Source organism: Erythrobacter sp., assembly GCF_035194505.1.
GTDB lineage: Bacteria > Pseudomonadota > Alphaproteobacteria > Sphingomonadales > Sphingomonadaceae > Erythrobacter.
Window position 1 is genome coordinate 2,473,614 of sequence record NZ_CP136573.1, and the last position, 25,585, is coordinate 2,499,198.

Below are 25,585 nucleotides of genomic sequence, written 5' to 3' on the forward strand. Positions count from 1 at the left end.
CTTGCATAGTGTGCAAGCCCAACAGGATGATGACACGCGATGAATGACCAGTTCTACCGGATGAAGCGGATGCCCCCGTATGTGATCGCAGAGGTCAATGCGATGCGGCACGCGGCCCGTCTGGAGGGGCAGGACATCATCGATCTGGGCATGGGCAATCCCGATCAGCCCCCGCCGCAGCACGTGATCGACAAGCTGTGCGAAGTGGCGGCCAAGCCCGATGCCCATGGCTATTCGCAATCCAAGGGCATCCCGGGCCTGCGGCGTGCGCAGGCGGGATATTATGCGCGCCGCTTCGGCGTCGATCTTGATCCCGAGAGCGAAGTGGTGGTGACCATGGGCTCGAAGGAGGGCCTCTCCAGCCTTGCGACTGCGATCATCGCGCCGGGCGACGTGGTGCTCGCGCCCAACCCGTCCTACCCGATCCACACCTTCGGCTTCATCATCGCCGGCGCCACGATCCGCTCGGTGCCGACCACGCCGGACGAGCATTACTGGGAATCGCTCGAGCGGGCGATGAACTACACCGTCCCGCGCCCCTCGGTGCTGGTGGTGAGCTATCCGTCGAACCCCACCGCCGAAACTGTGGACCTGCCGTTCTACGAGCGGCTGGTGGCATGGGCCAAGGAGAACCAGGTCTGGATCGTCAGCGATCTGGCCTATTCCGAGCTCTATTTTGATGGGCGTCCGACGCGCTCGATCATGGAAGTGCCGGGCGCGAAGGATGTCGCGATCGAGTTCACCTCGATGTCCAAGACCTATTCGATGGCCGGTTGGCGCATGGGCTTTGCGGTGGGCAACAAGCAGCTGATCGCGGCGCTGACCCGGGTGAAGTCCTATCTCGATTACGGGGCCTTCACCCCGATCCAGGCCGCCGCCTGCGCGGCGCTCAACGGGCCGCAGGACATTATCGAGAGCAACCGCCAGCTCTACCACAAGCGCCGAGACGTGATGGTCGAAGCCTTCGGCCGTGCGGGATGGGACATTCCCCCGCCGCCTGCCTCGATGTTCGCCTGGGCCCCGCTGCCCCCGGCATTGAAGTCGATGGGAAGCCTTGAATTCTCCAAGCAATTGCTCACCCAGGCGCAGGTCGCAGTGGCACCGGGCGTGGGCTATGGCGAAAACGGCGAGGGCTATGTCCGGATCGCCATGGTCGAGAACGAGCAGCGGCTTCGGCAGGCAGCGCGCAACATCAAGCGTTACCTTCAGTCGGTCGGAGTCAACAGTTCGGCGGCTTGAGCTGCAAACTGCTTCAAATCCGGTGCATTCCTTGCCCGATTGGGTTATCCTGCCGGCTAACCCGGGGCCAAAGCTGATGGAGAAACCGATGTTGTCCGGAGCCGCCAAGCGGCTGACCGACAGACAGCGAGCCGTGATGGAGCGCATCGACCGGCGCGTGCCGATCAAGGTCATCGCGCTCGAACTCGGCGTATCCGAAACCCGGATCAACCAGCATATCCGCGCGCTCAAGGCCTTCTACGATGCCGGGAGCCTGGGCGAACTGGTGGAGAATTACCGGGCGACGCTGCCGCCGGCCGCGACCCTTGCCGGAGAGGCGCTTGCAGGGGCGGCTGAAGAGGCGGGGGGAACGGATATCTCCAGCCCCTTCAGTGAAGCTGCATACACGAAAAAGCAGATAGTCGCGGCGCACCAATTTGCTGACCAGTTGACCCGGGATGACCCCGGACAACTGGTGATGAGCGACGTCATACCACTGCTTGACCAGGCACCCTGGCTGAGGCCGGGCGAACCGCGGGTGGTCCCCGGAGTGCTCGATGGCGAACACGCCGTCCTGTTCCGCCTCGGGGCGATCGTCGGGATCGCATCGGGAATTCTGGCTGCCGTGGTGCTCACCATCACTGCCGCCGTGACCCTGAGCGAGGCGACGGATGGAAGGGCTGTCATCTCCGCGGATCGCAGCTTGGCCACCGGGTGAGCATCGGTGCGCTGGGGAGACCCACGATGAACAACCGCATGCAGAACGATGCCCGCAACCTCAAGAAACTGGTCCGCGAAGCCGAGGCGCTGGCTGACGAAACGATCATCGCCATGGCCCGCCTGAAGCAGGCGATGCTGGCCGCCCGCCAGAACCCCGAAGTCGAAATCGCTACTGGCCAGCGCGCGCTGATGCGTCTGACCGAAGCCGAGAGCCAGGCGCTCTCGATGTCCACCAGCCTGCTGCGCGTGCATGACGAATTGAGCAAGGTTGCCCGCGTCCACGCCGGCGGCGACATTGGTTCGCCGACCGTCATTCCGCCCGATGCCATGGTGCAGAGCCGCGCCGCAGCCGAGCGGGTCGAAGCCTGAGCACGCCAGCGACAATGATCGAATTCCTCAACGCCTACCGGGTCGATGCGCAGCATATCACCAGTGTCTTTCTGGCACTGGCGGTATGGCGCTGGGGCGGAGGGCCGGAACGCTGGCTGACGGGCATTTTCGTGGCGACCATGGTGGTGCCCGTCTACCTGCTGAGAGGGGCAGGCCTGGGCCTTCCCACAGCCGGCCCGGATGCCTGGCTCTATTTTGGAATCGATCTTGTCGCGATGGCGGGCTTCGGGCTGGTGGCGCTCAATGCGAACCGCAACTACCCGCTGTGGGTAGCCGGGTTCCAGCTGGTCGCGGTCGGCGCGCATATGATCAAGGGCATGGTCGAAGGGGTTTCGCTCTTCGCGCTGGTGATCCTGATCGTTGGCCCGTCCTATTGCCAGCTGCTGGTGCTGATCGCAGGCTTTGTCCGCCACGTCCGGCGCGAGAAGCGCTTCGGCACCTATCGTGACTGGCGCGTCGCACGGCCGCGGGCAGCCCTGTTCCAGACCTGACCGCAGCGCGGGGGATCCTTTATGTCTGACACCACTGTCTCCCGTGCGGCCGGAGCGGCCCGATGGTGATCGCCGCGCTTCAGTCGCGCGCACCCCAGGCCGAACGGCCCGAGGCGCGCCTCGGCACGCTGGTCTCCGGCCTGCGCGGCTTCGTGCTGGCGTCCGGCTCCCATGCCGAGCGCTGCCATGCGCTGTTCGTCGACGAGCGGCGCTGCTACCTCGGCGATTGCGGTGTGGGCACGGGCAGCTTCAGCACGCTGTCGCTCAGGATGCGCGAGATCTTCGGCGAGGCGCTGCGGCTCGACGCGCGCGGCCTCATCCTCGCGCATAACCACCCGTCCGGCCATTGCCGCCCGAGCGGCTGCGACATTGTCGCCACCCGCCGCCTGTCGGAGATGGCGCGGGCGCTCGACATCGAGCTTATCGATCACCTGATCTTCACCGAGCGGTCGGTCTATTCCATGCGTGCTGGGGGATTGCTGTGAACTCCATGTCCTTCAACGGCCTGTTTCCCGATAGCGACACCCTGATCCCGCGTTTTCGCGAGGCGGGCGATGTGACGCTCGATCTGTTCCACCGCGATGGCCGGGTGGAGGACCGCTGGCTGGGCCTGCACCCGCGCGAATTCGAGCTGCTGTGGCGGCTCGCCGAACAGCCGGGCGAGCGCCTGACCCGCCGCCAGCTGCTGGCCGATGTGTGGCGCATCACCTTCGAGCCGGAAACCAACAGCCTCGCGGTGCATGTGGCGCGGGTGCGGGCGAAGCTTGAGCCCTTCGGCCTTGCGCGGATGCTCGCGACCCATCCCGATGGCGGCTACTTTCTCGACACGCCGCCGGGGCCGGGCCATTTCCGGCTGGTCAGGCCCGTCGGCGTATAGGCTGGACTTGGGTGCCGGAATCGGCAAGGCTGACACGCAACGACACAGCTTTACGAGGGAGCGTCTGGCCCATGTCCGCCACCACCATGACCACCAATGATCGGATCGCGATCACGCTCGGCGAGGACGGCGTTGCCGAAGTCCGCTTCACCCGCGCGGACAAGATGAACGCGCTCGACCACGCAATGTTCGAGAGCATCATCGAGGCCGGGCACGCGCTCCAGCGGATGAAGGGCCTGCGCGTCGTGGTGCTCTCGGGCGAGGGCCGGGCGTTCTGCGCGGGGCTCGATCTGTCGAACTTTGCGCGCAAGCCGGCCGAGGACGAACCCCCGCTGACCGAGCGCACCTATGGCAATGCCAACCGCCCGCAGCAGGTGGCGATGCAGTGGCGCAAGCTTCCGGTTCCGGTGATCGCGGCGGTGCACGGCGTGTGCTTCGGCGGGGGCCTTCAGATCGCGAGCGGCGCGGATATCCGCATCGTCCACCCCGAGACCCGCATGGCGATCATGGAGATGAAGTGGGGCCTCGTCCCCGACATGGGCGGCTATGCCCTGTGGCGGGGCGTAGTGCGTGACGATGTCCTGCGCGAGCTGATCTACACCAACCGCGAATTCTCCGGCGCCGAAGCCCAGACGCTCGGCCTTGCGACCTATGTCGACGAGAACCCGCGTGACCGGGCGCTCGAAATCGCCCGCACCATCGCCAACAAGAACCCCCACGCCATCCGCGCCGCCAAGCGCCTTCAGGCCGGGATGTTCGAGCACGAGACCGATGCCATCCTGCTGGAGGAAAGCATCGAGCAGCACGCGATCATGCGCAGCCGCAATCAGGTGGAAGCGGTGATGGCCGAGATGGAGCGCCGCAAGCCCAATTTCGAGGATCTCTAGGCGGGGGCAGACAGTTCGCGCCGAGCTAGTTCCCGTCCGCGAGCTTGCGCAGACGGATGCCGCGCGAGCGCCCAAGCTGCATCGTCAGGCCCTCGATCCGGCCGTCCCGACCGCGCTCGAACCGAATTCGCCCAATCGCGAAATCGAAGCTGTCCTTGTCAGCGCCAGTTACTGCGACGGGGGCTGGCTGGCGCGTCGAGCTTATCTGCAGCTGCCCGCTCTCCGCCGAGATCGCGAACGTCTGGTCCAGTTCCTCGCTGCGATATCGTCCGGCGAATTCGCCGAGGGTATTGGCCGGAATGACCGAGGTCTCCGTGCGCCGGAAGATAACGGGCGGGCCGTAAGCAGCCTCGAGCCGCAGCGTCCCGTCCGCGCCGGGTTGCAGGCGCATTTCAGGATCAGTGAAGCGGATGCTGCCATCGGCGAAGGTGCGCGCAGGCTTTGCCGGGCTGTCGGCAATTCGCCGCTCCAGTGTCAGGCCGTTGAAGGCCAGGGTGAAACCGGGGCCCCAATCCGAAACGTAATAGCCTGCCAGCGCTCGCAAGGCGGCTTCGGGCGGCGGCGCGGTTTCAGCCGTCGCGGGCTCGCGCGAAAGGAATGCGTCGACGAGCGCTTCATGCAGCATGCTGACATCGGCCGAGCCGTTTGACAGGATAACGATGCGGGCATCGTCTGCGGGGTGGACCGCCAGCAACGTGCGGAAGCCGGCATCGGAACCGCGATGCAGGATCGTATCCCGCCCGCGCACATCCTGACGCCAGAGCCCGAACCCGTAATTCGAGATCGTCCCGTCACTCAATGTGGTCGGCTGCGCCATCGCGGCCACCATCGCTGGATCGAGCAGGCTCGGGTGCAGCAGTTCGCGGGCCCAGATCAGCAGATCCCCGGCGGTGCTGAACATGCTGGTCGCGCCATAATTGCTGTAGTTCAGGCGGCTGTTCCGGAATGGCGCGGTGGCCGTGTAAGATTGCGCCCGGCCGGGCAGGATCGCGCCCGCATCGACATAGATCAGGCTGTCGTTCATACCGAGCGGCTTGAACAGCCGCTGTTCGACGAAGCGGGCGAAGGACTGGCCGCTCACCCGCTCGACCGTCATGGCGGCCAGAAGGTAGCCTGCGTTACTGTAACGGAATGCGCTGCCCGGCGTGAAGTTGAGGCCCGACTGCGCCTTTACGAGTGCAAATAGCCGCTGCTGTTCGAGCAGATCGGACATCGAAGCGCCCGAAGCGGTGACAAGATCCCACTGGTCCCTGAGACCGCTGGTATGGTTGAGCAGCTGCGCGAGGGTGATGTCTCCATAGGCTTCCGGCAGCTCCGGAAGGTGCAGCCTGACCTTGTCGTCAAGCCGCAGCTTCCCGTCCTTGGCGAGCAGCAGGATCGCGGCGGCCGTGAACTGTTTGGAGACCGAAGCGATATGAAACTTCGTGCCCGGATCAAGCGGCCTGTCCTGTTCCAGATCGGCGGCTCCGGCGGCCCGCTGAAAGATGATCCTGTCGCCCTTGGCAACGACGATCACCAAGCCTGGTGTCTGAGGCGTGATGGCCGAAAACAGGGCGTCGGCGGACCAGGTCTGCGAAGAGCCTGTCGGGGTCTCGGCGATTGCCGGTTGCCAAGCCAGCAACGCGGCGAGGATAAGCAAGGCGTGCTTCATGACTTCAAGTCCCAATTCATGCAGCGTGGCACCGCGCAGTCCGTCCGCAAAGCCTAGCCAAACACCGCGACCGACTGCATCCCGTCGAGCACCTGCCTGCCGTCAGCGTCCCACATCCTGAGGCGCTCGGAGGAATAGCCGCTATCTGCATGCTGGCTGGCGTTCTCAGCGAGATACCAGCCGTCGCGCGACTGGCTGTCCGGATCGAGCACGTTGAACGACCAGTTGATCGAGCTGATCGGCCCCTGCCGCTGCATCGCCCGCATCGCGCCCGGCGGCATGACGTCGCCCATCAGCACCAGCTTGGCCACGGGATCGAGATCATGCGCCTCGGTCAGCCGCGCCCAGCGGCGGATGGTGGCGCCGCGATCCTCACTCTTGTTCTGCCCGTGGCGCAGCTCGAAGTTCTTGGCGACGAAGCTCGGCGCGAAGCTGTGGGTCACGCCGGGGCTGTCCTCGGGCGGGCCGGGCCAGTTTTCGGGCATGGCGGCAGGGTGGAGGGCATTGGCCTCGCGCCCCTCGGCGAACAGCCAGAATGCGCTCAGCGCGAGCTTGTCGTCCACCCGGATCTCGCTGCGCACCTGCGTGACGTTGCGGCCCTGCCGGATCATTTCGGCCGAGAGCGATATGTCCTCCCCCACCGGGGCGACAAAGGCGATTTGCCCCGCGCGCAAGGGCGGTAGGCCGGGGAAGGCGCGGGTCGCCATGACATAGGCGATCAGCGCCGAGGCCCCGCCATAGAGCGTGCGCCCCTGCAGCCAGTCGGCCGCGTGGGTGAGACGGACAGGGCCGGACTGGCCGGTGACGGGTTCAAGCAGGCTCGCAATGGTCATGCCCCCCGCTTTGCCGTGCGGCGCGCAGGTCGTCCAGACTGACGTTGCGGAAGGGCGCCTCCCGAAACACAGATTGCCAAGCCGCTACCGAATCGCTAGTGCGCCGCTTCCGTCCGGGGCATTGTCCCGGAAGGCTCGGCCCGATGGCGGAGTGGTTACGCAGAGGACTGCAAATCCTTGCACGCCGGTTCGATTCCGGCTCGGGCCTCCACCTTTTGCGATTGCGCGATGGCAGCCGCCGTGCTGGTATCGCGGGGATCGGAATGCCGCTTTAGCTCAGTCGGTAGAGCACATCATTCGTAATGATGGGGTCACGTGTTCGAGTCACGTAAGCGGCACCACCTTCCTTAAGGTGCTTTACCTAGGAAAATCATCGGCAGCCCGCATTCGTGAGCAAGGCCTCGATGTTTATGGCTTTGGCGAGCAGAAGACGCCCGAAAGCTTCGGGAAGGCCTGCAAGCGTTTCACCCACAATGAAAACTTGCTCCCGCAACCCGGCTCTTCATCGTCCTGCGCCGATGCGCCTGGTGAGATTTCAGGGATCGGTACAAACTCTAGACAGCCCTCCCGGCAGTGCAATTCCGCTCATTCAAACAGCGCTGAGCCAGTTGGAGGACATGGACGGATGGCATTTTCTCGGTGCAGTCCGTCTGCTTGCCACCCACTGGCGGTTATCCGCCGCGAACGCGCGCGATCCTGAAACCAGCCGGGCAGCTAACGCCTCAGCTTGTGCCGAAAGCAGACCTTTCGCAAACGAGCCCATTGCGGACCTGAGTTGCGGCATTTATGCCGTTGGGCGACGCTAGGTGCAAATTTTTCAAGGTCGAAAGCCCGGTAGTGAATCAGTTCGACAAAAAGCTGATGTCGCTCTGGATGGGCTGGGGCAAGCGGCTGCTGCCGTTTGCCGATGCCGCCAGTGACGATCTGCCGCTGTCTCGCCTGCTCAGGCTTTCGCTCATCCAGTTTTCGGTCGGAATATCGCTGACCCTTCTGGTCGGCACGCTCAACCGCGTGATGATCGTCGAGCTTGACGTGGCCTCGACGATTGTTGGCGTAATGCTCGCCCTGCCGCTGTTGGTCGCCCCGTTTCGTGCGCTCATCGGCTTTCGTTCCGACACGCATCGTTCGGCGCTGGGCTGGCGCCGGGTGCCCTTCATCTATCGCGGCACCATGATCCAGTTCGGCGGCTTGGCGCTGATGCCCTTTGCACTGCTGGTGCTCGGCGGTGCGCTGCAATCGGCGGCCTGGACTCCATGGATCGGCCATATCAGCGCGGCGGTGGCAATCCTGCTGGTCGGCGCGGGCGTGCATATCACGCAGACGGTCGGCCTTGCCCTTGCCACCGATCTGGCGCGCGAGGACCAGCAGGCCAATGTTGTCGGTCTGATGTATGTCAGCCTGCTGCTGGGATCGATTGTCTCCGCGCTGGCGTTCGGCGCCTTACTCACCGAATTCACCCCCGGGCGGCTGATCCAGGTGATCCAGGGTTGCGCCGTGGTCACCGTGTTCCTGAACATTGTCGCCACATGGAAGCAGGAGGCACTCAATTCGAGCCCGCCGCCAACCGATCCGGCGGCCATGGCCGGGACGTTCCGCCAAAGTTGGGACAGCTTCATCGTCCAGCGTCAGGCGCTGCGCCGCCTGATCGTGATCGGAATCGGGACGCTGGCCTTCACCATGTCGGATGTGCTGCTCGAGCCCTATGGCGGTCAGGCGCTCGGCCTCGGGGTGGGCATGACAACGCGGCTGACCGCGATTCTGGCGGGAGGCAGCCTGGTGGGCTTCACGATCGCATCGCAGATCCTCAGCCGCGGCAGCGATCCGGTCAGGCTGGCGGGGGCGGGCGCACTGTTGGGCCTGCCCGGCTTTGCGATGATCATTGTCGCAGCGCCGATCCAATCGGTCTCGCTGTTTTCGGTCGGCGTCCTGATGATCGGGTGCGGCGCCGGCCTGTTCGGCCACGGCACGCTGACCGCCACGATGCGCGATGCGCCAAAGGGGCAGGTCGGCATGGCGCTGGGGGCATGGGGCGCGGTTCAGGCAACCGCGGCCGGAGCAGGCGCGGCGATTGGCGGGGTGGTGCGCGACCTCGCCCGCGGCCTTGTGATCATGGAAGGATGGCCCCCGGCGATCTCCGGCTATGTTCTGGTCTATGTGCTGGAACTGGTCCTGCTGGCTGCGGCGCTGATCATCATGGTGCCGCTGCTGCACCGCCCGCAGGAACAGGCCGGGCTGCTGCCGCGCGTCTGAGCAATTCCGCCAATGCGCCTGCGGGCGCGCCGGTTGCGCGTTTCTGGTCAGCTTCGGCTTCCGTCTGAACCCGTGTCTGCGGCACATAAAGAAAGACCCGGCACTTGCGGCCGGGTCTTCCCTGTTGGCTGATCCACGGCCCTTGCAGGCCGGATGGATTGTGCAAGCGTCAGGCCCACGAAGGGCCTGTTTCGCCTTATTCTGCCGGTGCGGCCTCAGTCGCGGCGGGAGCAGCAGCTTCCACAGCAGGAGCCATCGCATCTGCGACCGGCGCCGCAGCTTCGGTTTCCGTCGCCATCTCAACAGCCTCGGTGGCGCTTCCTTGGAAGAAATCGCCGAACCACGTGGTGTTCGTGAGAATGGAGTAATGGACGCCGAGCGCAGTCAGCACCAGAACCAGAAACATGATCGGAATGATCACGTTCGGGCTCACATAAAGGAAAATCCGACCTTCTTTCATCGTCTGTCCTCCCTTACTTGAGCCACGGCGTCAAAACGAACGCCAGCACGTGCGCGCTGAGGGCGATGCCGAAGTAAATCCGCGTCCCCCATTTCAGCCCGTCGTTGATTTCCAGGGCCTGCGCTTCCGTCAGCCCTGTGGGGTAAACCTTTGTGTCATCACCTGTCATGTGGCGAACCTCCTTGATCGGTTACGGCATTCGCGGAAACTTGGTAATGACCCCAGCCTTGTTCCCTTGGGATGCAACTAGCGTGGATGTGGAATTCTCCATGAACCGCATCAAGAAATAGCGAATACGGCCATAGGCATCGAGTCGCGTGAGCGGCCCGATGCAGAGTGAATGTTGCATTTTACAGGGCAAACGTCAACTTTGTTGAACATATTGCAATGTCAAGAAAAGTTGCCAGTGATCAGGCCTTCCCGAGGGGCGCTGGTCGATCCGGTGACGCAGGAGGCACTGTTCTGCAGCTTCAACCTCGAACGCCATGTGCCAGGCCGAGGTGACCGCTCAGCGCCGCATGATCGACAGGACGCAGGAGCGCGTTGGTTTGTGGCACGAGCGGCTTCCTTGCCGACCTTTCGAGAGTTCCAACGGGGCCCATCCCGGTCTCTGGCGATACAGAATCAAGGTGGAGGTGCGAGAAAGATTTGGGCTTGCACCCAACCTCTGTTAGGACAGCGCCGGGATCGGCAACTAGAGGCTCCTGAACGGAGCGAGGAAGGTCCATATGTCCAATGAAGCTCCTGCCGTCGACTGGGCGGATGACGTCAAGCGGTATGTTCCCGGTGCCGATAACGGCGCGATCGCCGGGATCGTGCACCATTCTATGGTAGCGCTCAAAACCCGCGACGCGTCGCTCGTGTCGTTCGGCAATCCGGCCGAGACGCGCCGCGTGCGCGAAGGTTTCTGCAAGAAGACGCTCGGCCTGACCGATCCTGACGCCGTGCTCGACTCCGCCATTGCCGCAGTTGGCCAGCGGATGAGCGACACCACCTCGCGTCACCGGGTGACGGCATATTACCTTCTTGCCGACCATTTCGACAGGCTGGGACAGTTCCGCGCAGCGGCGACGCCAACGGCCGAAGCGGCCCGGCCCCTGGCGCCCTGGGCGGCGACCATGTTTGACGGCCCCCCTCCGGGCACGGCCATCGGCGGCCCCAGCACCGATCTCAGGTTTGCGGCCTTGGTTGGTCTGAGCGGAGGGGTGCTGGCGCTGGTTGCAGCGATTGCCAGTACTGCTGGTGGCTGACGCTTCGATCGCAAATCGTCGCCGGCACAGACAACGGCCGAAACGGCAGAACCTCCGCACCGACCGCTCCTGACCTCATGGCTCTGGAGAGAGTGCCAACGCACGGGCCGCGTGCCGCCTTGCCAACCGCTGTCCTGCTTGCCGGGGCGAGCGGGACGATCGGTTCGGCGGTGCTGCGCCAGTTGGAGGCCGAGGGGCACCGTGTCACCACCGTTCCCCGCGCTGCACTGGCGGACGGGCCTGCGCTGACGGCGCTGATTGTGGAGGCGAAGCCTGACGTCGTGATCTCCTGCATCGCCTCGCGTTCGGGTTCGCCCAAGGATGCGCAGGCGGTCGATTACGCGGCCAATCTCGCGCTACTCGATGCGGCCAAGGCGGCGGGGGCGGGGCAGTTCATCCTGCTCTCCGCGATCTGCGTGCAGAAGCCTAGCCTCGCCTTCCAGCATGCCAAGCTTGCCTTCGAAGCCGCCCTTGCCGCAAGCGGGATCGGCTATACCATCATCCGCCCTACCGCCTTCTTCAAGTCCTTGTCGGGGCAGGTAAAAAGGGTGCAGGCGGGCAAGCCTTTCCTCATTTTCGGGGACGGCAATCTCACCCGCTGCAAGCCGATTTCCGACGCCGATCTGGCGCGTTTCATCACGGGCTCAATCGCCAACCCGGATGCGCTCGGCCGCATCCTTCCGATTGGCGGGCCGGGGCCGGCGATATCCTTGAGGGAGCAGGGCGAATTGCTGTTCCGCCTTGCGGGCAAGCAGCCGCGGCTCAAGTCCATTTCCCCGCGGATATTCATCATTGCGCAGCGGGTGCTGGGGATTGGCGCGCCCTTTTCCGGCTGGTTCGCCGAGAAATCCGAATATGCCCGCATCGCCCACTATTATGCGACCGAATCGATGCTGGTGCTCGATCCCGAAACCCGATCCTACAATCCGGACCTCACGCCCGAGTTCGGGACCGACACGCTGGAGGCCCATTATCGCGCCCTGATGGAGGGGTCTGGCGGCGTCTAAGCGGGGGTCATCCGGGTGCCAACTGCGTGCTAAGTCGGGGTCAAATGGTGGCTAGCGGGGGGCAAACTGGCCCCTAGATGCGGCACGAAAGTTGGGTTTGCGCCGTAATTGAACGTGAAAACATGGGTTTGTGTGCGTCGCACCCGAATCCCTTCGGGCAAATCCAGCAATTCCAATCCTGCTTCGCCCGCCATGCGCTCCACCAGCAGCCGCAGCAGCGCGCGATCGGGCCAGATCGCGCAATAGCGGACCCCGTTTCTGTAGGAAACGACTGTCCGGCCCGCGTTGTCGGCGAGCTCCGCCGACGCCTCGCCCGCCACATCTTCGCGCCAGCGGGTGACTTCAAAGCCGTCCGCCGCCTCGGCCACCCCGCCGCGCAAGCTCTCGACGCGGGTTACGGTCACGCCAAGCACCTCGCTGAGCGCGCCGGGGGCGAGGCCTTCGGGGATCGCGAAGCTTTCGGTCTTGCTGCCAGAGCGCGGCCCGATCAGCACAGGGCACGTGAGCGCCGCCAGCTTCGCCGCAAACCCATCGGGAACGATCGGCAAACTCGGCACAACCACCAGCTTGTAGCCTGCAAGGTCCGCCGAAGGCGCGACGATATCGACATCAAGCCCGCGCTGGCGCAGGGCAGAATAGGCCTCGAACACCAGTTCGAGATAGCGGAAGCTTTGCCCCTGCGGCTGGATGCCGATCACCCATGCAGCCTCGTAGGAGAACACCAGCGCGACCGGCGCGCGCGGGGCCTGCTGCGGGCCGATCGCCTCCAGCACCGCCGCTGCGGCGCGCACTTCGTCCGCCGCCTCGGCCTCGGAGCTGTCGGGCCGCAGCAGCCCCGCGTGCATCTGCTCCTGTGCGAAAGGTGCCTGCCGCCAGCGGAAATAGCTGGTCAGCTCTGCCCCGTGCGCGCAGGCCTCCAGCGTCCACAGGGCGACCATTCCGGGCAGCGGTGCGGGGTTGAAGCGCGCCCAGTTCACCGGGCCGGGCTGCTGCTCCATCACCCCCCAGCGCCCGTTCGAGCACCCGCGATAGAGATCATGGTGGAAGGCGGCGATATCGGGATGGCCTTGGCGGAGATAGGCGGCCTTCTCCGCGTCCGAGAACCAGAATTGTTCGAGGAAGCCGAGCGGATAGGAATCCCACGTCGCCACATCGATATCGCGGCCGACATCATGGTGATCGAACTCGGTGAAGAAGCCCATGAAGTTGTGGGTGATCGGCGTGCCGGGCGAATGCGCGCGCAGGATATCCACCTGTTCGCGGTTGAAGCTTGCCACTTGGTCGGAGGCAAAGCGGCGGTAATCGAGCCAATGCGCGGGGTTCGCTTCGGTGACAGTGAGGTGCGGCGGATCGACCTCGGCGAAGGAGCGATATTCCATGCTCCAGAAGACATTGCCCCAGGCGGCGTTGAGCGCCTGCGGGGTTTCGTAGCGCGCTGCCAGCCAGCCGCGAAAGGCTGATGCGGCGGCGTGGGATAAGCTCAGCACCGTGTCATGGCAGCCGTACTCGTTGTCGGTCTGCCACATGGCGAGCGCGGGGTGCTGGCCGTATCTTTCGGCCAGCGCGGCGGTGATCCGGCGGCTTTCCGCGCGGTAGCCTTCGTGGCTGAAGCAATAGTGGCGGCGCGAGCCGAAGCCGCGGGGGCGCCCTTGTTCGTCGATGGCGACCATATCGGGCATGGTGTCCACCAGCCATTTGGGCGGGGTGGCGGTCGGCGTGCCGAGGATCACTTTCAGACCGGCGGCGTGGAGCGTGTCGATGGCGCGGTCCATCCAGCCCCAGTCATAGTGTCCGGGTTCGGGCTCGATCCGGCTCCACGCGAATTCGCCGATCCGCACGAGGCTGAGCCCCATCGCGGCCATCCGCCGCGCATCCTCGGCCCAGAAGTCCTCCGGCCAGTGTTCGGGATAGTAGCAGCAGCCGAGTTTCACGCGATTTTCTCCAGCACGATGATCCACGCGGTTTCGGGATGGGTGAGGGGCAGCGCAAGGCCCTGCGTCATCAGCGCGGTGCCTGAGAGGACGAGGCCTTCGCGCCACCCGTCGGCATTGGCCAGATAGTGCCTTGCCCGCGGCGGCCATGGTTCGGGCAGGGTCACGCGGTAACGCGCTTGCGCGTCAAGACCCGCGAGCCGGACGGGCGCAGCATCGAACACTGGCGAGAAACCGGCCTGCGCGGCGAGCGCCAGCGCCTTGCCCTCATGTGCCACCATCATCGCGGTGACATTCGGATCGGGATGGGCGAGGCGGTGCAATGCGCCCTGGTGCAGCACGGAGCGCCATGCCTTGTAGAGCGCGATATGCGCGGCGAGGGCCTCGCGCTCCTTGTCGCTCATGCGGGCGGGATCGGCCTCCACGCCCATGTGGCCGAACACCGCGACCTTGGCGCGGAAGTCCATCGCCAGCCGCCGTCCGGTGATCGGATTGGGCGAGGGGCCGACATGGCTGCCGAGCACTTCCAAGGGCAGGAATTGCGACCACGCGGGGATGATGCGCAGGCGCTCGATGGTGTCGTTATTGTCGCTGGGCCAGACGCGGTGGGTGCGGGCGAGAACACCGAAGTCGATCCGCCCGCCGCCGCTCGAACAGCTTTCGATCTCGACCTGCGGATGTGCAGCGCGAAGGCGATCAACGAGGGCGTAGAAGCCCTCGGCCTGCCCGGGGGCCGAGGGGAAGAGGTCGCGGTTATGGTCCCACTTGAGGTAGGCGATGGGGTGTTCGCCGAGCAGCGCATCGAGGCGGGTGAACAGGTAATCGCGCACTTCGGGGCGCGCCATGTCGAGCGCCAGTTGCCCGCGCATCGTGGGCCTCTCGCGGGCTTCGTGGTGCAGGCACCAGTCGGGATGGGCGCGGGTGAGGTCGCTGTCGGGCGAGATCATCTCCGGCTCGACCCACAGGCCGAAATCCATGCCCAGCGCGTGGACGCGGGCGATCAGCGGGGCGAGGCCGTTCGGGAACACATCGGGCGAGACGAACCAGTCGCCGAGGCTGGTCTGATCGTTGCGCCTGCCGCCGAACCAGCCATCGTCGAGCACGAAGCGTTCGATGCCGAGGCTCGCGGCGTTCTCTGCGAGTGCGACGAGCTTGTCCTCGGAGAGGTCGAAGGCGAGCGCCTCCCACGAATTGAGGTGAACCTTGCGCGGTGCCCATGCGGCGCGGGCAGGCAGCACTTCGGCGCGGGCATAGGCGTGGAAGGCCTGCGCGAGCGCGGAGCGGTCTGCGCCAAGGGCGAGATGGGCGGCAGGCGTGGTGATGCTCTCGCCGGGGGCCAGCACCGCCTCTCCCGCTTGCAACTCAGCGCCCATCAGCAGCAGCGCCCGCCCGTCGCCTGCACCCTGCTTGTCGGGCGCGAGCGCAAGCCAGTGGTCGCCGCTCCATGCGAGATGCGCGCCGAGCACCTCCTCGCCAGAATGGAGCAGCAGCCAGTTGCCCCCACCAAAGCCCTGCTTGCCGATTGCGGTGCGGCGCATCAGCCCGTCCGGCGCGATGGGGCGCCGGTGCTCCTGCATCTCGCCCGCCCAGCGGCCCGCAAAGCTGGTCAGCTCGGCAAAGCGGCGCGGCACCGGAAGGGCGAGCGCGGCGAGGGCCTCCACCGCCAGCGGAGCAGGGCCGGTGTTGGTGAGGGTGAGGCGGGAGGTGAGCACATCGCCCGCGCCGATTTGCCAGACGAGCCTTGCCTCCACGCCGGAAAGCGGGTCGGCCAAGCGGACCCCGAGCGTCTGTCCGGCGCAATCCCAATCGCTGACACGGCAATCGGTGGGGAGGGCGCGGCCATCGCGCCGCAAATCGAGCGCCGGAGTCCCGCTCCATCCGCCCTTCCTTTCGGGCAGCAGGCCGGGGCGGGGCGGGATGTCGGGCTGGCTTTCGTGCCGACCGCGCGCGGTGGCGCTTGCCAGCATCGCGAGATCATCGCCATCGGGCAGGCGCGCTCCGAGGTAGACGCAGTCCGCCGCGCCTCCCTTCTCCAGCGCGATGACCAGCGTCAGCGCCTCGCCATCCAGCCGCACATAGTCCAACCGCGCTCTCCCCTGCCGGTGATGAATGGCGCCCTGAGGCTTGCCCGGCATCCGTCAATGCGCTGTAACCGCGCATAACGAGAGGGGAAAGCGCGAGAATGACCGAGGCCAGTCTAATCCAGATCGCGGTGTGCCTTGGCATCACCGTGGCCATCGCGCTGGCGACATGGGCAACGCTCCGGCGCGAGACGCATGACGGCTCGAAGAAGGACGTCTATCTCGCAGGGGGCAAGCTGTCGTGGCTGTTCGTCGCGGGGGCGATCACGCTCACCAACCTGTCGACCGATCAGCTGGTGGGGATGAACGGCAACCAGATGCTGCTGCTCGCCTGGTGGGAGATCAGCGGCTTTGTCGGCCTGCTGATCCTCGCCTTCGTCTTCGTGCCGATCTATTACCGTGCGCGGGTGACGACCGTCACCGAGCTGCTCGAGCTGCGTTATGGCGGGGGCGGGATCCGCACGCTGGTCTCGGCGCTGTTCCTGTTCGGGATGGTGCTGATTTACCTCCCCGCCGGGCTCTATTCGGGCGCGCTGTTTCTGAAGACCGCGGGGATCGATCTGCCGCTGCTGGTGCTCGCGGCTTTCCTCGGAGTGATCGCGGCCGCCTATACCATGGCGGGCGGATTGCGCGCGGTGGCGGTGATGGAGACCTATTCGGGGGTCGGCGTGCTCGCCATTGCGGTGCTGATCGTGATCCTCGCATTGAATGCGGTCGATTGGGACATGGCGCGCGGCGTCCCGGCCGAGCGGCTGACCATGGTGGGCGCGGCGGACAGCCCGATCCCGTTCCACACCCTGTTCACCGGCATGATCTTCATCCAGATCTACTACTGGTCGACCAACCAGCCGATCACCCAGAAGGCGATGGCCGCGCCCACTGTTCGTGAGGCGCAGAAGGGCGTGCTGGCCGCCGCCACCATCCGCATCCTCATCATCCCCGCGATTGTCGTGATCCCGGGCGTGGTCGCCTATCAGCTGTTCGGCGACATCAATGATGCGGCTTACGGCCGGCTGGTGGGCGAGGTGTTGCCGCCGTGGCTGTCAGGCGTGTTCGCCGCCGCGATTGCCGCTGCGGTGATCGCGCATACCGCCGCCGTGATGAACGCCGCCGTCGGGCTTTATGCGGTCGACTTCCACGAGAAGTTCGTCGGCAAGGTGGCCGATCACCGGCGCCTCTCCTCCATCGTTACCGCGCTGCTCACGATCGCATCGATCGCGCTGGTGCCGGTGTTCCAGAGCGCGCAGAGCATCATCAACCTGCTCCAGCAGTTGAACGGCCTCTCCTCGATGCCGATCCTTTCGGCTTTCGTGGTCGGGCTTTTGTTCACCGGCGTTGCCAGCCGCGCGGCCATCGTCGGCGTGCTGTGGGGCTTTGCGCTCTATGCGCTCTACACCTTCGTGTGGCAGCCGGCGGGGCTGATCGGTCTGCACTATATCGACTTCATGGTGGTGACGCTGGTGACGAGCGTGATTGCGGCACTGGCGGTCAACCGCTTCGTGCTGGGCGGGCGGGCGCAGTTCGCGCCGCGCAAGGTCTTCGCGCAGCTGGCCGAGGGGCGTGATGAGCCTTGATCTGACCCGCCCCCACCGCCGCTTCAATCCGCTGACCGCAAGCTGGGTGCAGGTCTCGCCGCAGCGAATGGGGCGGCCGTGGCAGGGCGAGGTCAGCCCGCCAGACCCGCCTCCGCCGTCATATGATCCGGGCTGCTACCTGTGTCCCGGCAACACCCGCGTCGGGGGCGAGACCAACCCCGATTACGACGGTGTCTTCGTATTCGACAATGATTTTCCCGCGCTGGCCGAGGACGCGGCGGCAGCGGGCAGCGATGATCCCCTGCTGCGCGCCGAGGCCTCGGCGGGCGCGTGCCGGGTGATCTGCTTTTCGCCCGATCACGGCAAGTCGCTCCCTGAACTCAGCCCTGAGCAATTGCGCGCCGTGATCGACACTTGGGCAAGCGAGAGCGCCGCTCTGGGCGCGCGTTTCGCGTCGGTGCAGGTGTTCGAGAACAAGGGCGGACAAATGGGCTGCTCCAATCCGCACCCCCACGGGCAGATCTGGGCGACGGGCCACATCCCGCAGGAATTGGCCACCGAGGACGCGCAGCAGCGCGCTTACCTTGCCGAACATGGCCGCCCGCTGCTGCTTGATGTGGCGGAGCGCGAGGCAGGCGGCGCGCGCGTGGTCGAGGCCAATGACGACTGGCTGGCACTGGTGCCCTTCTGGGCGGCCTGGCCGTTCGAGACGCTGCTGCTGCCGCGCTTTGCCGTCCAGCGCCTGCCGGAACTGGATGATGGCCAGCGCGCCAGCCTCGCGGCGATCCTCAAGGCGCTCACCACCCGCTACGACAATCTGTTCGAGACCAGCTTTCCCTATTCGATGGGCTGGCATCAGGCGCCCTTTGTGGCGGGGCCGAGCGAGCACTGGCAGCTTCACGCCCATTTCTACCCGCCGCTGCTGCGCTCGGCGAGCGTGCGCAAGTTCATGGTCGGTTACGAGATGCTGGCCGAGCCGCAGCGCGATCTCACGCCCGAACGCGCCGCCGAAATGCTGCGCGCGGTGGACGGCGACGTGCATTACCGGAGCCGCGCATGAACCGCCGCGAGGCTCTGATTGCCCGCGTGATCGCAGGCTACCGCGCCGCCTATGGCGAGGCCCCGCAAGCGCTCTACGCCGCGCCCGGACGGGTCAATCTGATCGGCGAGCATGTCGATTACAATGACGGGCTGGTGCTGCCCTGCGCCATCGACCGCGAGACCATCGTGGCGATTGGCGAGAGCCCCGAGGGTCTGATCGAGACCGCTGCGCTCGACATGGGCGCGCGCGACAGCTTCGATCCCGCCGCCCCGATTGCGCCTTGCGAGCACGAATGGGCCAATCACGTGCGCGGGGTGGCGCATTTCATCCGCGAGGGCGGGCATCCGCTGGCGCCCGCGCGCATGGCGGTGGCGGGCGATGTGCCGATTGGCGCAGGGCTGTCCTCCTCGGCATCCTTCGGCGTGGCGAGCGCGCTGGCGCTCTCGGCCCATGCGGGGCATGATCTGCCCCCCGCCACGCTGGCGCTGATTGCCCAGGCTGCCGAGAACCACTTTGCCGGATGCGCCTGCGGGATCATGGACCAGATGGCCTCGGCGGCCAGCACCACGGGATCGGCGCTGCTGCTCGATTGCCGCACGCTGGAGACCCGCGCCGTGCCGCTCCATGCGGGCCTTGCCATCACCGTGATCGATTCGGGGTTGCGGCGCAGCCTGACGGAGAGCGCCTTCAACCAGCGCCGTTCCGAATGCGAGGCGGCGGCGCGGCATTATGGCGTCGCGAGTTTGCGCGATCTGACCCCCGGGGCGCTGGCGGCGGGGCGGGCAGGCCTCGACGAGGTGCTGTTCCTGCGCGCCCGCCATGTGGTGGCCGAGATTGCGCGGGTGGAGGCGGTCGCCGCGGCGCTGGGCGCGGGCGATACGGCGGCGATTGCGCGGCTGCTCGCCGAAGGGCACCGCTCGCTGGCGCAGGATTTCGCTGTCTCGCTCCCTGCGCTTGATGCGCTGGCGGGGGCGGTGCAGGCGGCTCTGGGCGAGCGTGGCGGGGTGCGGTTGACGGGGGCAGGCTTTGGCGGCTGCCTTGTCGCGGTCAGCGATGCCGCAGCGCTGCCGGTGATTGACGAGGCCGTGGCAGGCTATAATGCGCGCGCTGACGTGCCGGCAGCGACCATGCGCTTTGCCCCGGGGCCGGGCGCAGCGCGGATCGCGCTATAAGGGCTCGTCCTCAGACAGACGATTTACAGATATAAAAATATCTTTATATGTTCTGCTCACCATGCTGATCGAGGACATCTTCAAGGCGCTTGCCGATCCCACCCGCCTGCGCATTGCGCGGCTGCTGGGCACGATGGAGCTGGCCGTGGGCGAGCTGGCGCAGGTGCTCGGCCAGAGCCAGCCCCGGGTTTCGCGCCATGTCGGCATCCTGTGCGATGCGGGGCTGGCGGAGCGTCGGCGCGAGGGCAGCTGGGTGTTCCTGCGCCAGAGCGAGGCACGCGGGGCCGTGGTCGAGGCGATCCAGCACCTGCTCGTCACCGCCGAGGCCGAAGAGCCCGCTTTCGCCGCCCTGTGCGAGGCTGACCGGCGCAAGCTCGCCGCGATCCGGCAGGCACGCGAAAGCGCGGCGGAGCATTACTTCGCCCGTCATGCCGGCGAGTGGGACGAATTGCGCGCGCTCCACAGCCCCGATGCCGAAGTCGAGCGGTACCTTGCGCAAGCGCTGGCCGCCGCGCCGCTTGGCCACCTGCTCGATATCGGCACCGGCACGGGCCGCATGGCGGAACTGTTTGCCGAAAAGGCCGAGCGGGTCGTGGCGCTTGATCGCAATCTTGAAATGCTGCGGGTGGCGCGGGCCAAGCTCCAGCACCTGCCCGCCGCGCGGATCGAGCTGGTGCAGGGCGATTTCGCCGATCTGCCCTTCCCTGACGCCAGTTTCGACACCGTGGTGCTGCATCAGGTGCTGCACTTCGCGCAGGATCCGGGCGTGGCGCTGGCCGAAGCGGCGCGGGTGACGCGCGCGGGCGGGCGCATCGCGATTGTCGATTTCGCGAGCCACGATCACGAGGAACTGCGCACCCGCCACCAGCACGCGCGATTGGGCTTCACCGATCGCCAGATGGCCGATCTGCTCAAGGCCGCCGGCTTTGCCGCCAATCCCCCCACAGCCCTCGACGGCGGCGAGATCGTGGTGAAGATCTGGACCGCCAAGCGCCGCGCTGCCGCATCCCCCAAGACTGCTGCTCTGGAAACGACCCCATGACCCCGACGCTTGATCAACTCCACGAATATCGCACCGCCACCGACACGCCCCTGTTCTCGGGCCTGCCGGGCGATGTTGCGGTGAGTTTCGAATTCTTCCCGCCCAAGAGCGAGAAGATGGAAGCCCAGCTGTGGGACGCGGTGACGCAGCTGAAGCCCCTGGGGCCGAGCTTTGTCTCGGTGACCTATGGCGCAGGCGGATCGACCCGCGAGCGCACCCATGCGACGGTGGCGCGGATCATCGCCGAAGCGGGGCTTCCGGCCGCCGCGCACCTCACCTGCGTGGCCGCATCCAAGGCCGAAATCCGCGAGGTGGCCGAACAATATTGGGAAGCGGGCGTGCGCCATATCGTCGCCCTGCGCGGCGATGCGGGCGAGCCCGGCGCGCCCTTCACCCCGCATCCTGAAGGCTATGCCAGCGCCGCCGAACTGGTCGCGGGGCTGAAAGAGATTGCCGACTTCGAAATCTCGGTCGCTGCCTATCCCGAAACCCACCCCGATGCGGCCAGCGCTGCGGCGGATATCGACAATCTCAAGCGCAAGCTCGATGCCGGGGCCACCCGCGCGATCAGCCAGTTCTTCTTCTCGGCCGAAACCTTCTTCGCCTTCCGTGACAAGTGCGCGGCGGCGGGGATAGACGCGCCGATCCTGCCGGGTATCCTGCCGGTCACCAACGTGGCGCAGGCGAGGAAGTTCGCGAGCGCCTGCGGGGCCGCGATCCCGGCGTGGATGGACGGGCTGTTCGAAGGCCTCGACGAACAGCCCGCCGCGCGCCAGCTGGTCGCCGCGACGGTCGCCGCCGAACTGTGCCGCCGCCTCTATGCGGGCGGAGTGCGCGACTTCCACTTCTACACCCTCAATCGCCCCGAGCTCGCCTATGCGATCTGCCATCTGCTCGGGAAGCGCCCTGTCGGAGATGTCGCATGAGTGCGCGTGAACACCTGCTCGCCGCCGCCAAGGACCGCGTGCTGATCTTCGACGGTGCCTTCGGGACGCAGATCCAGCTGCGGAAGCTGACCGAGGAAGACTATGCCGGCGACCTCGGCCTGCCGGCTGACCAGAAGGGCAATAACGACATCCTCGCGCTCACCCGCCCGGATGTGATCGGGGACATCACCCGCGCCTATCTCGATGCGGGATCGGACGTGGTCTCCACCAACACCTTCTCGGCCAACCGCATTTCGCAGGCCGATTACGCCGCCGAAGGTCTGGTGCGCGATATCAACCTCGCGTCGGGCAAGATCGCCCGCGCGCTGGCGGATGAATATGCGGCGAAGGATGGCCGCCCGCGCTTTGTCGCCGGCGCGATCGGGCCGACCAACAAGACGCTGTCGCTCAGCCCCGATGTCGAAGACCCGGGCTACCGCGAGATCACCTTCGATGAACTCGTCGCGGTCTACAAGGAACAGGCCGCCGCGCTGATCGAGGGCGGGGTGGACTTCATCCTGATCGAAACCGTGTTCGACACCCTGAACGCCAAGGCGGGCATCATGGCGGCCAAGCAGCTGGAGCGCGAGTTGGGCCGCGAGATTCCGCTGATGATCTCGATGACCCTCACCGATCTTTCGGGCCGCAACCTGTCGGGCCATACGGTTGAGGCCTTCTGGTACGCGGTGCGCCACGCCAAGCCGGTCACCATCGGCCTCAATTGCAGCTTCGGTGCGGAGCAATTGCGCCCGCATGTGAAGGTGCTCTCGCAGATCGCGGACACGCTGCTGCTGATCTATCCCAACGCGGGCCTTCCCAATGAACTGGGCGAATATGACGAGCTGCCGGACACCACCGCAGGGCTGGTCAAGGACTGGGCCGATCACGGACAGGTCAACATCCTCGGCGGCTGCTGCGGCTCCTCGCCCGCGCACATCGCCGCGATTGCCAAGGCGGTGGCAAGCAGCGAGCCGCGCGTGGTGCCGCACCCCGAACCGGCGATGAAGCTCGCCGGGCTTGAGGCGTTTATCGCCGCCTAGAACAGGCCCATTCCCCGTTCGTGTCGAGCGCAGTCGAGACACGCACGCACCAGCCTCTCGACTTCGCTCGAGGCGAACGGACATAGTGAAATGACCCAGACCCCCTCCTCCGCGCGTTTCATCAATATCGGCGAGCGCACCAATGTCACCGGATCGGCGGCGTTCAAGAAGCTCATCATGGCGGGCGATTACACCGCTGCGGTGGACGTGGCGCGCCAGCAGGTCGAAAACGGCGCGCAGGTGATCGACGTCAACATGGACGAGGGCCTGCTCGATGCAGTCCACGCGATGACGACCTTCCTGAAGCTGATCGCCGCCGAGCCGGACATTGCCCGCGTGCCGGTGATGATCGACAGCTCGAAATTCGAAGTGATCGAGGCGGGCCTCAAGTGCGTCTCGGGCAAGCCGATCGTGAACTCCATCAGCATGAAGGAGGGCGAGGAAGCCTTCCTGCATCATGCGCGCATCTGCATGGATTACGGCGCGGCGGTGGTCGTCATGGCCTTTGACGAGACCGGGCAGGCGGACACGAAACAGCGCAAGGTGGAAATCTGCAAGCGCGCCTATGACCTGCTCGTCAAGGAGGGCTTCCCGCCCGAAGACATCATCTTCGATCCCAACATCTTCGCGGTCGCGACCGGGATCGAGGAGCACAACAACTACGGCGTCGACTTCATCGAGGCAGTGCGCGAGCTGCGCGAACTCTGCCCGCACGCCCATTACTCGGGCGGGCTGTCGAACCTCTCCTTCAGCTTCCGCGGCAACGAACCCGTGCGCCGCGCGATGCATTCGGTGTTCCTCTACCACGCGATCCCCGCCGGGCTCGACATGGCGATCGTCAATGCCGGCCAGCTCGACGTCTATGACCAGATCGACCCCGCGCTGCGCGATGCCTGCGAGGATGTGATCCTCAACCGCGATGCGGACGCGACCGAGCGCCTCATCACGCTGGCCGAAAGCTTCAAGGGCAAGGACGCGAAGGCTGAAAAGGAAGCCGAGGAATGGCGCGGCTGGCCGGTGACCAAGCGGCTCGAACACGCGCTGGTCAAGGGCATCGACGCGCACATCGTCGAGGATACCGAGGAAGCGCGCCAGCAGGCCAATCGTCCGATCGAAGTGATCGAAGGCCCGCTGATGGACGGCATGAACGTGGTCGGCGACCTGTTCGGTTCGGGCAAGATGTTCCTCCCGCAGGTGGTGAAGTCCGCCCGCGTGATGAAAAAGGCGGTCGCCCACCTCATCCCCTTCATCGAGGCCGAGAAGGACTTGCTGCCCGAGGCGGAACGCAAGGCCAAAGGCAAGATCATCATGGCGACGGTGAAGGGCGATGTGCACGACATCGGCAAGAACATCGTCGGCGTGGTGCTCCAGTGCAACGGCTACGAGGTGATCGACCTCGGCGTGATGGTGCCCTGGCCGACGATCCTTGCCTCCGCGAATGACAACAAGGCCGACATGATCGGCCTATCGGGCCTGATCACCCCCTCACTGGACGAGATGGTGACGGTGGCCGAGGAAATGCAGCGCGCCGGCATGACCATGCCGCTGCTGATCGGCGGGGCGACCACCAGCAAGGTGCACACCGCGCTGAAGATTGATCCGGCCTATGATGGCCCGGTGATCCATGTGCTCGATGCGAGCCGCGCGGTGGGTGTGGCGTCGAAGCTGCTCTCCGACACCCAGCGCGATGATTACGTCGCGGATGTGGCGGGCGAATATGTGGCTGTGCGCGATGCGCGCGCGGGCAAGGGGCAGAGCGAGCTGCTCAGCCTCGCCGATGCGCGCGCCAATGCCTTCCAGATCGACCTTGCGGACAAGCCCGCCGCACCTGCGCAGCCGGGTCTCCATGTGTTTGACGACTGGAGCCTTGAGCACCTGCGCAGCTTTATCGACTGGACCCCCTTCTTCCGCGCCTGGGAGCTGCACGGCAATTACCCGGCGATCCTCACCGACGAGGTGGTGGGCGAAACCGCGACGCAATTGTTTGCCGATGCCAATGCGATGCTCGATCAGCTGATTGCCGAAAAGTGGCTGACCGCGCGCGGCGTTGCCGGCCTGTGGCCTTGCGGGCGCGACGGGGATGATATCGTCCTTGCCCCGTTCGCCTCGAGCGAAGTCGAGAGGCTTGGCGCAGGTGTCTCGACTGCGCTCGACACGAACGGTGGTGGGGCACCGGTACGCCTGCCCATGCTGCGCCAGCAGGTGAAGAAATCGCGTGATCGCGCCAATATGTGCCTTGCCGATTTTATTGATCCGGCGGGCGACTGGATCGGCGGCTTTGCCGTCGGCATCCACGGGATCGAGCCGCATTCGGCGCGCTTCCTTGCCGACAAGGACGACTATTCGGACATTCTGCTGAAGGCGCTCGCTGACCGCTTTGCCGAGGCCTTTGCCGAAGCCCTGCACCAGCATGTGCGCACCACCTTGTGGGGCTACGCGGCGGGCGAGCAGCTCGACAACGCCGCGCTGATCCGCGAGCAATATCGCGGCATCCGCCCCGCGCCGGGCTACCCCGCCTGCCCCGATCACTCGCTGAAGCCGATCCTGTTCGATCTGCTCGATGCGCCGAAGAACACCGGCCTGACCCTCACCGAAAGCTTCGCCATGTGGCCGACGGCGGCGGTGAGCGGCTTCTATTTCGGCCACCCCCAGGCCGAGTATTTCGGCGTTGCCCGCGTGGGCCGCGACCAGCTGGAAGACTATGCGGCGCGCCGCGATGTCGATCTGGCGACGGCGGAGCGCTGGCTGCGTCCGAATCTCGATTGACGCTGCGGGGATAGCG

At 65.8% G+C, this 25,585-nt stretch carries 23 protein-coding genes and 2 tRNA genes; 19 read left to right on the top strand and 6 right to left on the bottom strand.

Going from position 1 to position 25,585, the window contains the following annotated elements; genetic code table 11:
- The first annotated feature begins 39 nt into the window (after positions 1 to 39).
- The 7 genes from RSE14_RS12170 to RSE14_RS12200 all read left to right on the top strand — a co-directional run bounded on the left by RSE14_RS12170 (position 40) and on the right by RSE14_RS12200 (position 4,583).
- The gene (locus RSE14_RS12170; protein WP_324074041.1) at positions 40 to 1,239 is read left to right on the top strand and encodes an LL-diaminopimelate aminotransferase; all 1,200 of its coding nucleotides are present in this window, start codon (positions 40 to 42) and stop codon (positions 1,237 to 1,239) included.
- 76 nt (positions 1,240 to 1,315) lie between these two features.
- A complete protein-coding gene (locus RSE14_RS12175) occupies positions 1,316 to 1,936 on the top strand; it encodes a hypothetical protein (RefSeq protein WP_324074043.1) in 621 nt (206 codons plus the stop codon).
- Between the two features lie 26 nt (positions 1,937 to 1,962).
- The gene (locus RSE14_RS12180) at positions 1,963 to 2,307 is read left to right on the top strand and encodes a hypothetical protein (protein WP_324074045.1); all 345 of its coding nucleotides are present in this window, start codon (positions 1,963 to 1,965) and stop codon (positions 2,305 to 2,307) included.
- Between the two features lie 14 nt (positions 2,308 to 2,321).
- Positions 2,322 to 2,819, top strand: coding sequence for a hypothetical protein (locus RSE14_RS12185; RefSeq protein WP_324074046.1), 498 nt, complete (start codon positions 2,322 to 2,324; stop codon positions 2,817 to 2,819).
- Between the two features lie 62 nt (positions 2,820 to 2,881).
- The gene (locus tag RSE14_RS12190; protein WP_324074047.1) at positions 2,882 to 3,304 is read left to right on the top strand and encodes a JAB domain-containing protein; all 423 of its coding nucleotides are present in this window, start codon (positions 2,882 to 2,884) and stop codon (positions 3,302 to 3,304) included.
- Between the two features lie 5 nt (positions 3,305 to 3,309).
- On the top strand, positions 3,310 to 3,696 hold the full coding sequence (locus RSE14_RS12195; protein ID WP_324076916.1) for a winged helix-turn-helix domain-containing protein: 387 nt from the start codon (positions 3,310 to 3,312) through the stop codon (positions 3,694 to 3,696).
- Positions 3,697 to 3,767: 71 nt separating this feature from the next.
- Complete coding sequence (locus RSE14_RS12200) at positions 3,768 to 4,583, top strand: crotonase/enoyl-CoA hydratase family protein (RefSeq protein WP_324074048.1); 816 nt, start codon at positions 3,768 to 3,770, stop codon at positions 4,581 to 4,583.
- Between the two features lie 25 nt (positions 4,584 to 4,608).
- Here RSE14_RS12200 and RSE14_RS12205 read toward each other — a convergent pair whose 3' ends face one another.
- Entirely contained in the window at positions 4,609 to 6,234 is a 1,626-nt protein-coding gene (locus tag RSE14_RS12205) for a serine hydrolase domain-containing protein (protein WP_324074050.1), read from the bottom strand.
- A 53-nt stretch (positions 6,235 to 6,287) separates the two neighbouring features.
- Positions 6,288 to 7,067 carry an acyl-CoA thioesterase gene (locus RSE14_RS12210; protein ID WP_324074052.1) on the bottom strand — a complete coding sequence of 260 codons (780 nt, stop codon included), beginning with the start codon at positions 7,065 to 7,067 and terminating at the stop codon, positions 6,288 to 6,290.
- 137 nt (positions 7,068 to 7,204) lie between these two features.
- Here RSE14_RS12210 and RSE14_RS12215 point away from each other — a divergent pair.
- The 3 genes from RSE14_RS12215 to RSE14_RS12225 all read left to right on the top strand — a co-directional run bounded on the left by RSE14_RS12215 (position 7,205) and on the right by RSE14_RS12225 (position 9,317).
- A tRNA-Cys gene (locus tag RSE14_RS12215) sits at positions 7,205 to 7,278 on the top strand.
- A 54-nt stretch (positions 7,279 to 7,332) separates the two neighbouring features.
- Positions 7,333 to 7,408, top strand: a tRNA-Thr gene (locus RSE14_RS12220).
- A 496-nt stretch (positions 7,409 to 7,904) separates the two neighbouring features.
- Entirely contained in the window at positions 7,905 to 9,317 is a 1,413-nt protein-coding gene (locus RSE14_RS12225) for an MFS transporter (RefSeq protein WP_324074054.1), read from the top strand.
- A 196-nt stretch (positions 9,318 to 9,513) separates the two neighbouring features.
- Here RSE14_RS12225 and RSE14_RS12230 read toward each other — a convergent pair whose 3' ends face one another.
- A complete protein-coding gene (locus RSE14_RS12230) occupies positions 9,514 to 9,777 on the bottom strand; it encodes a light-harvesting protein (RefSeq protein ID WP_324074056.1) in 264 nt (87 codons plus the stop codon).
- Between the two features lie 13 nt (positions 9,778 to 9,790).
- Entirely contained in the window at positions 9,791 to 9,946 is a 156-nt protein-coding gene (locus tag RSE14_RS12235; RefSeq protein ID WP_324074059.1) for a light-harvesting protein, read from the bottom strand.
- A gap of 559 nt (positions 9,947 to 10,505) precedes the next feature.
- Here RSE14_RS12235 and RSE14_RS12240 point away from each other — a divergent pair.
- Both RSE14_RS12240 and RSE14_RS12245 read left to right on the top strand, forming a co-directional pair.
- Complete coding sequence (locus RSE14_RS12240; protein ID WP_324074061.1) at positions 10,506 to 11,027, top strand: DUF2853 family protein; 522 nt, start codon at positions 10,506 to 10,508, stop codon at positions 11,025 to 11,027.
- A gap of 119 nt (positions 11,028 to 11,146) precedes the next feature.
- Positions 11,147 to 12,034: an NAD(P)H-binding protein gene (locus RSE14_RS12245; protein WP_324074063.1), complete on the top strand. Its 888-nt coding sequence runs from the start codon at positions 11,147 to 11,149 to the stop codon at positions 12,032 to 12,034.
- A gap of 29 nt (positions 12,035 to 12,063) precedes the next feature.
- Here RSE14_RS12245 and RSE14_RS12250 read toward each other — a convergent pair whose 3' ends face one another.
- Positions 12,064 to 13,965 (bottom strand): beta-galactosidase, encoded by a 1,902-nt coding sequence (locus RSE14_RS12250; RefSeq protein WP_324074065.1) that lies wholly within the window; start codon positions 13,963 to 13,965, stop codon positions 12,064 to 12,066.
- Positions 13,962 to 16,040, bottom strand: coding sequence for an alpha-galactosidase (locus RSE14_RS12255; protein WP_324076917.1), 2,079 nt, complete (start codon positions 16,038 to 16,040; stop codon positions 13,962 to 13,964). Before RSE14_RS12255 ends, RSE14_RS12250 begins: the two co-directional genes overlap by 4 nt.
- A 107-nt stretch (positions 16,041 to 16,147) precedes the next feature.
- On the opposite strand from RSE14_RS12255, the gene RSE14_RS12260 reads away from it, so the two are divergent.
- From RSE14_RS12260 to metH, 7 genes are all read left to right on the top strand, one after another.
- Positions 16,148 to 17,620: a sodium:solute symporter family transporter gene (locus RSE14_RS12260; RefSeq protein ID WP_324074067.1), complete on the top strand. Its 1,473-nt coding sequence runs from the start codon at positions 16,148 to 16,150 to the stop codon at positions 17,618 to 17,620.
- A complete protein-coding gene (locus tag RSE14_RS12265) occupies positions 17,610 to 18,641 on the top strand; it encodes a UDP-glucose--hexose-1-phosphate uridylyltransferase (protein ID WP_324074069.1) in 1,032 nt (343 codons plus the stop codon). Before RSE14_RS12260 ends, RSE14_RS12265 begins: the two co-directional genes overlap by 11 nt.
- A complete protein-coding gene (galK, locus tag RSE14_RS12270) occupies positions 18,638 to 19,795 on the top strand; it encodes a galactokinase (RefSeq protein WP_324074071.1) in 1,158 nt (385 codons plus the stop codon). Before RSE14_RS12265 ends, galK begins: the two co-directional genes overlap by 4 nt.
- A gap of 61 nt (positions 19,796 to 19,856) precedes the next feature.
- Positions 19,857 to 20,837: an ArsR/SmtB family transcription factor gene (locus RSE14_RS12275; protein WP_324074074.1), complete on the top strand. Its 981-nt coding sequence runs from the start codon at positions 19,857 to 19,859 to the stop codon at positions 20,835 to 20,837.
- Positions 20,834 to 21,763 (top strand): methylenetetrahydrofolate reductase [NAD(P)H], encoded by a 930-nt coding sequence (gene metF, locus RSE14_RS12280; protein WP_324074076.1) that lies wholly within the window; start codon positions 20,834 to 20,836, stop codon positions 21,761 to 21,763. The genes RSE14_RS12275 and metF overlap by 4 nt, the downstream gene beginning before the upstream one ends.
- Complete coding sequence (locus RSE14_RS12285; RefSeq protein ID WP_324074078.1) at positions 21,760 to 22,803, top strand: homocysteine S-methyltransferase family protein; 1,044 nt, start codon at positions 21,760 to 21,762, stop codon at positions 22,801 to 22,803. Before metF ends, RSE14_RS12285 begins: the two co-directional genes overlap by 4 nt.
- Before the next feature lie 90 nt (positions 22,804 to 22,893).
- Positions 22,894 to 25,569 (top strand): methionine synthase, encoded by a 2,676-nt coding sequence (gene metH, locus RSE14_RS12290; RefSeq protein WP_416379350.1) that lies wholly within the window; start codon positions 22,894 to 22,896, stop codon positions 25,567 to 25,569.
- Positions 25,570 to 25,585 lie beyond the last annotated feature (16 nt).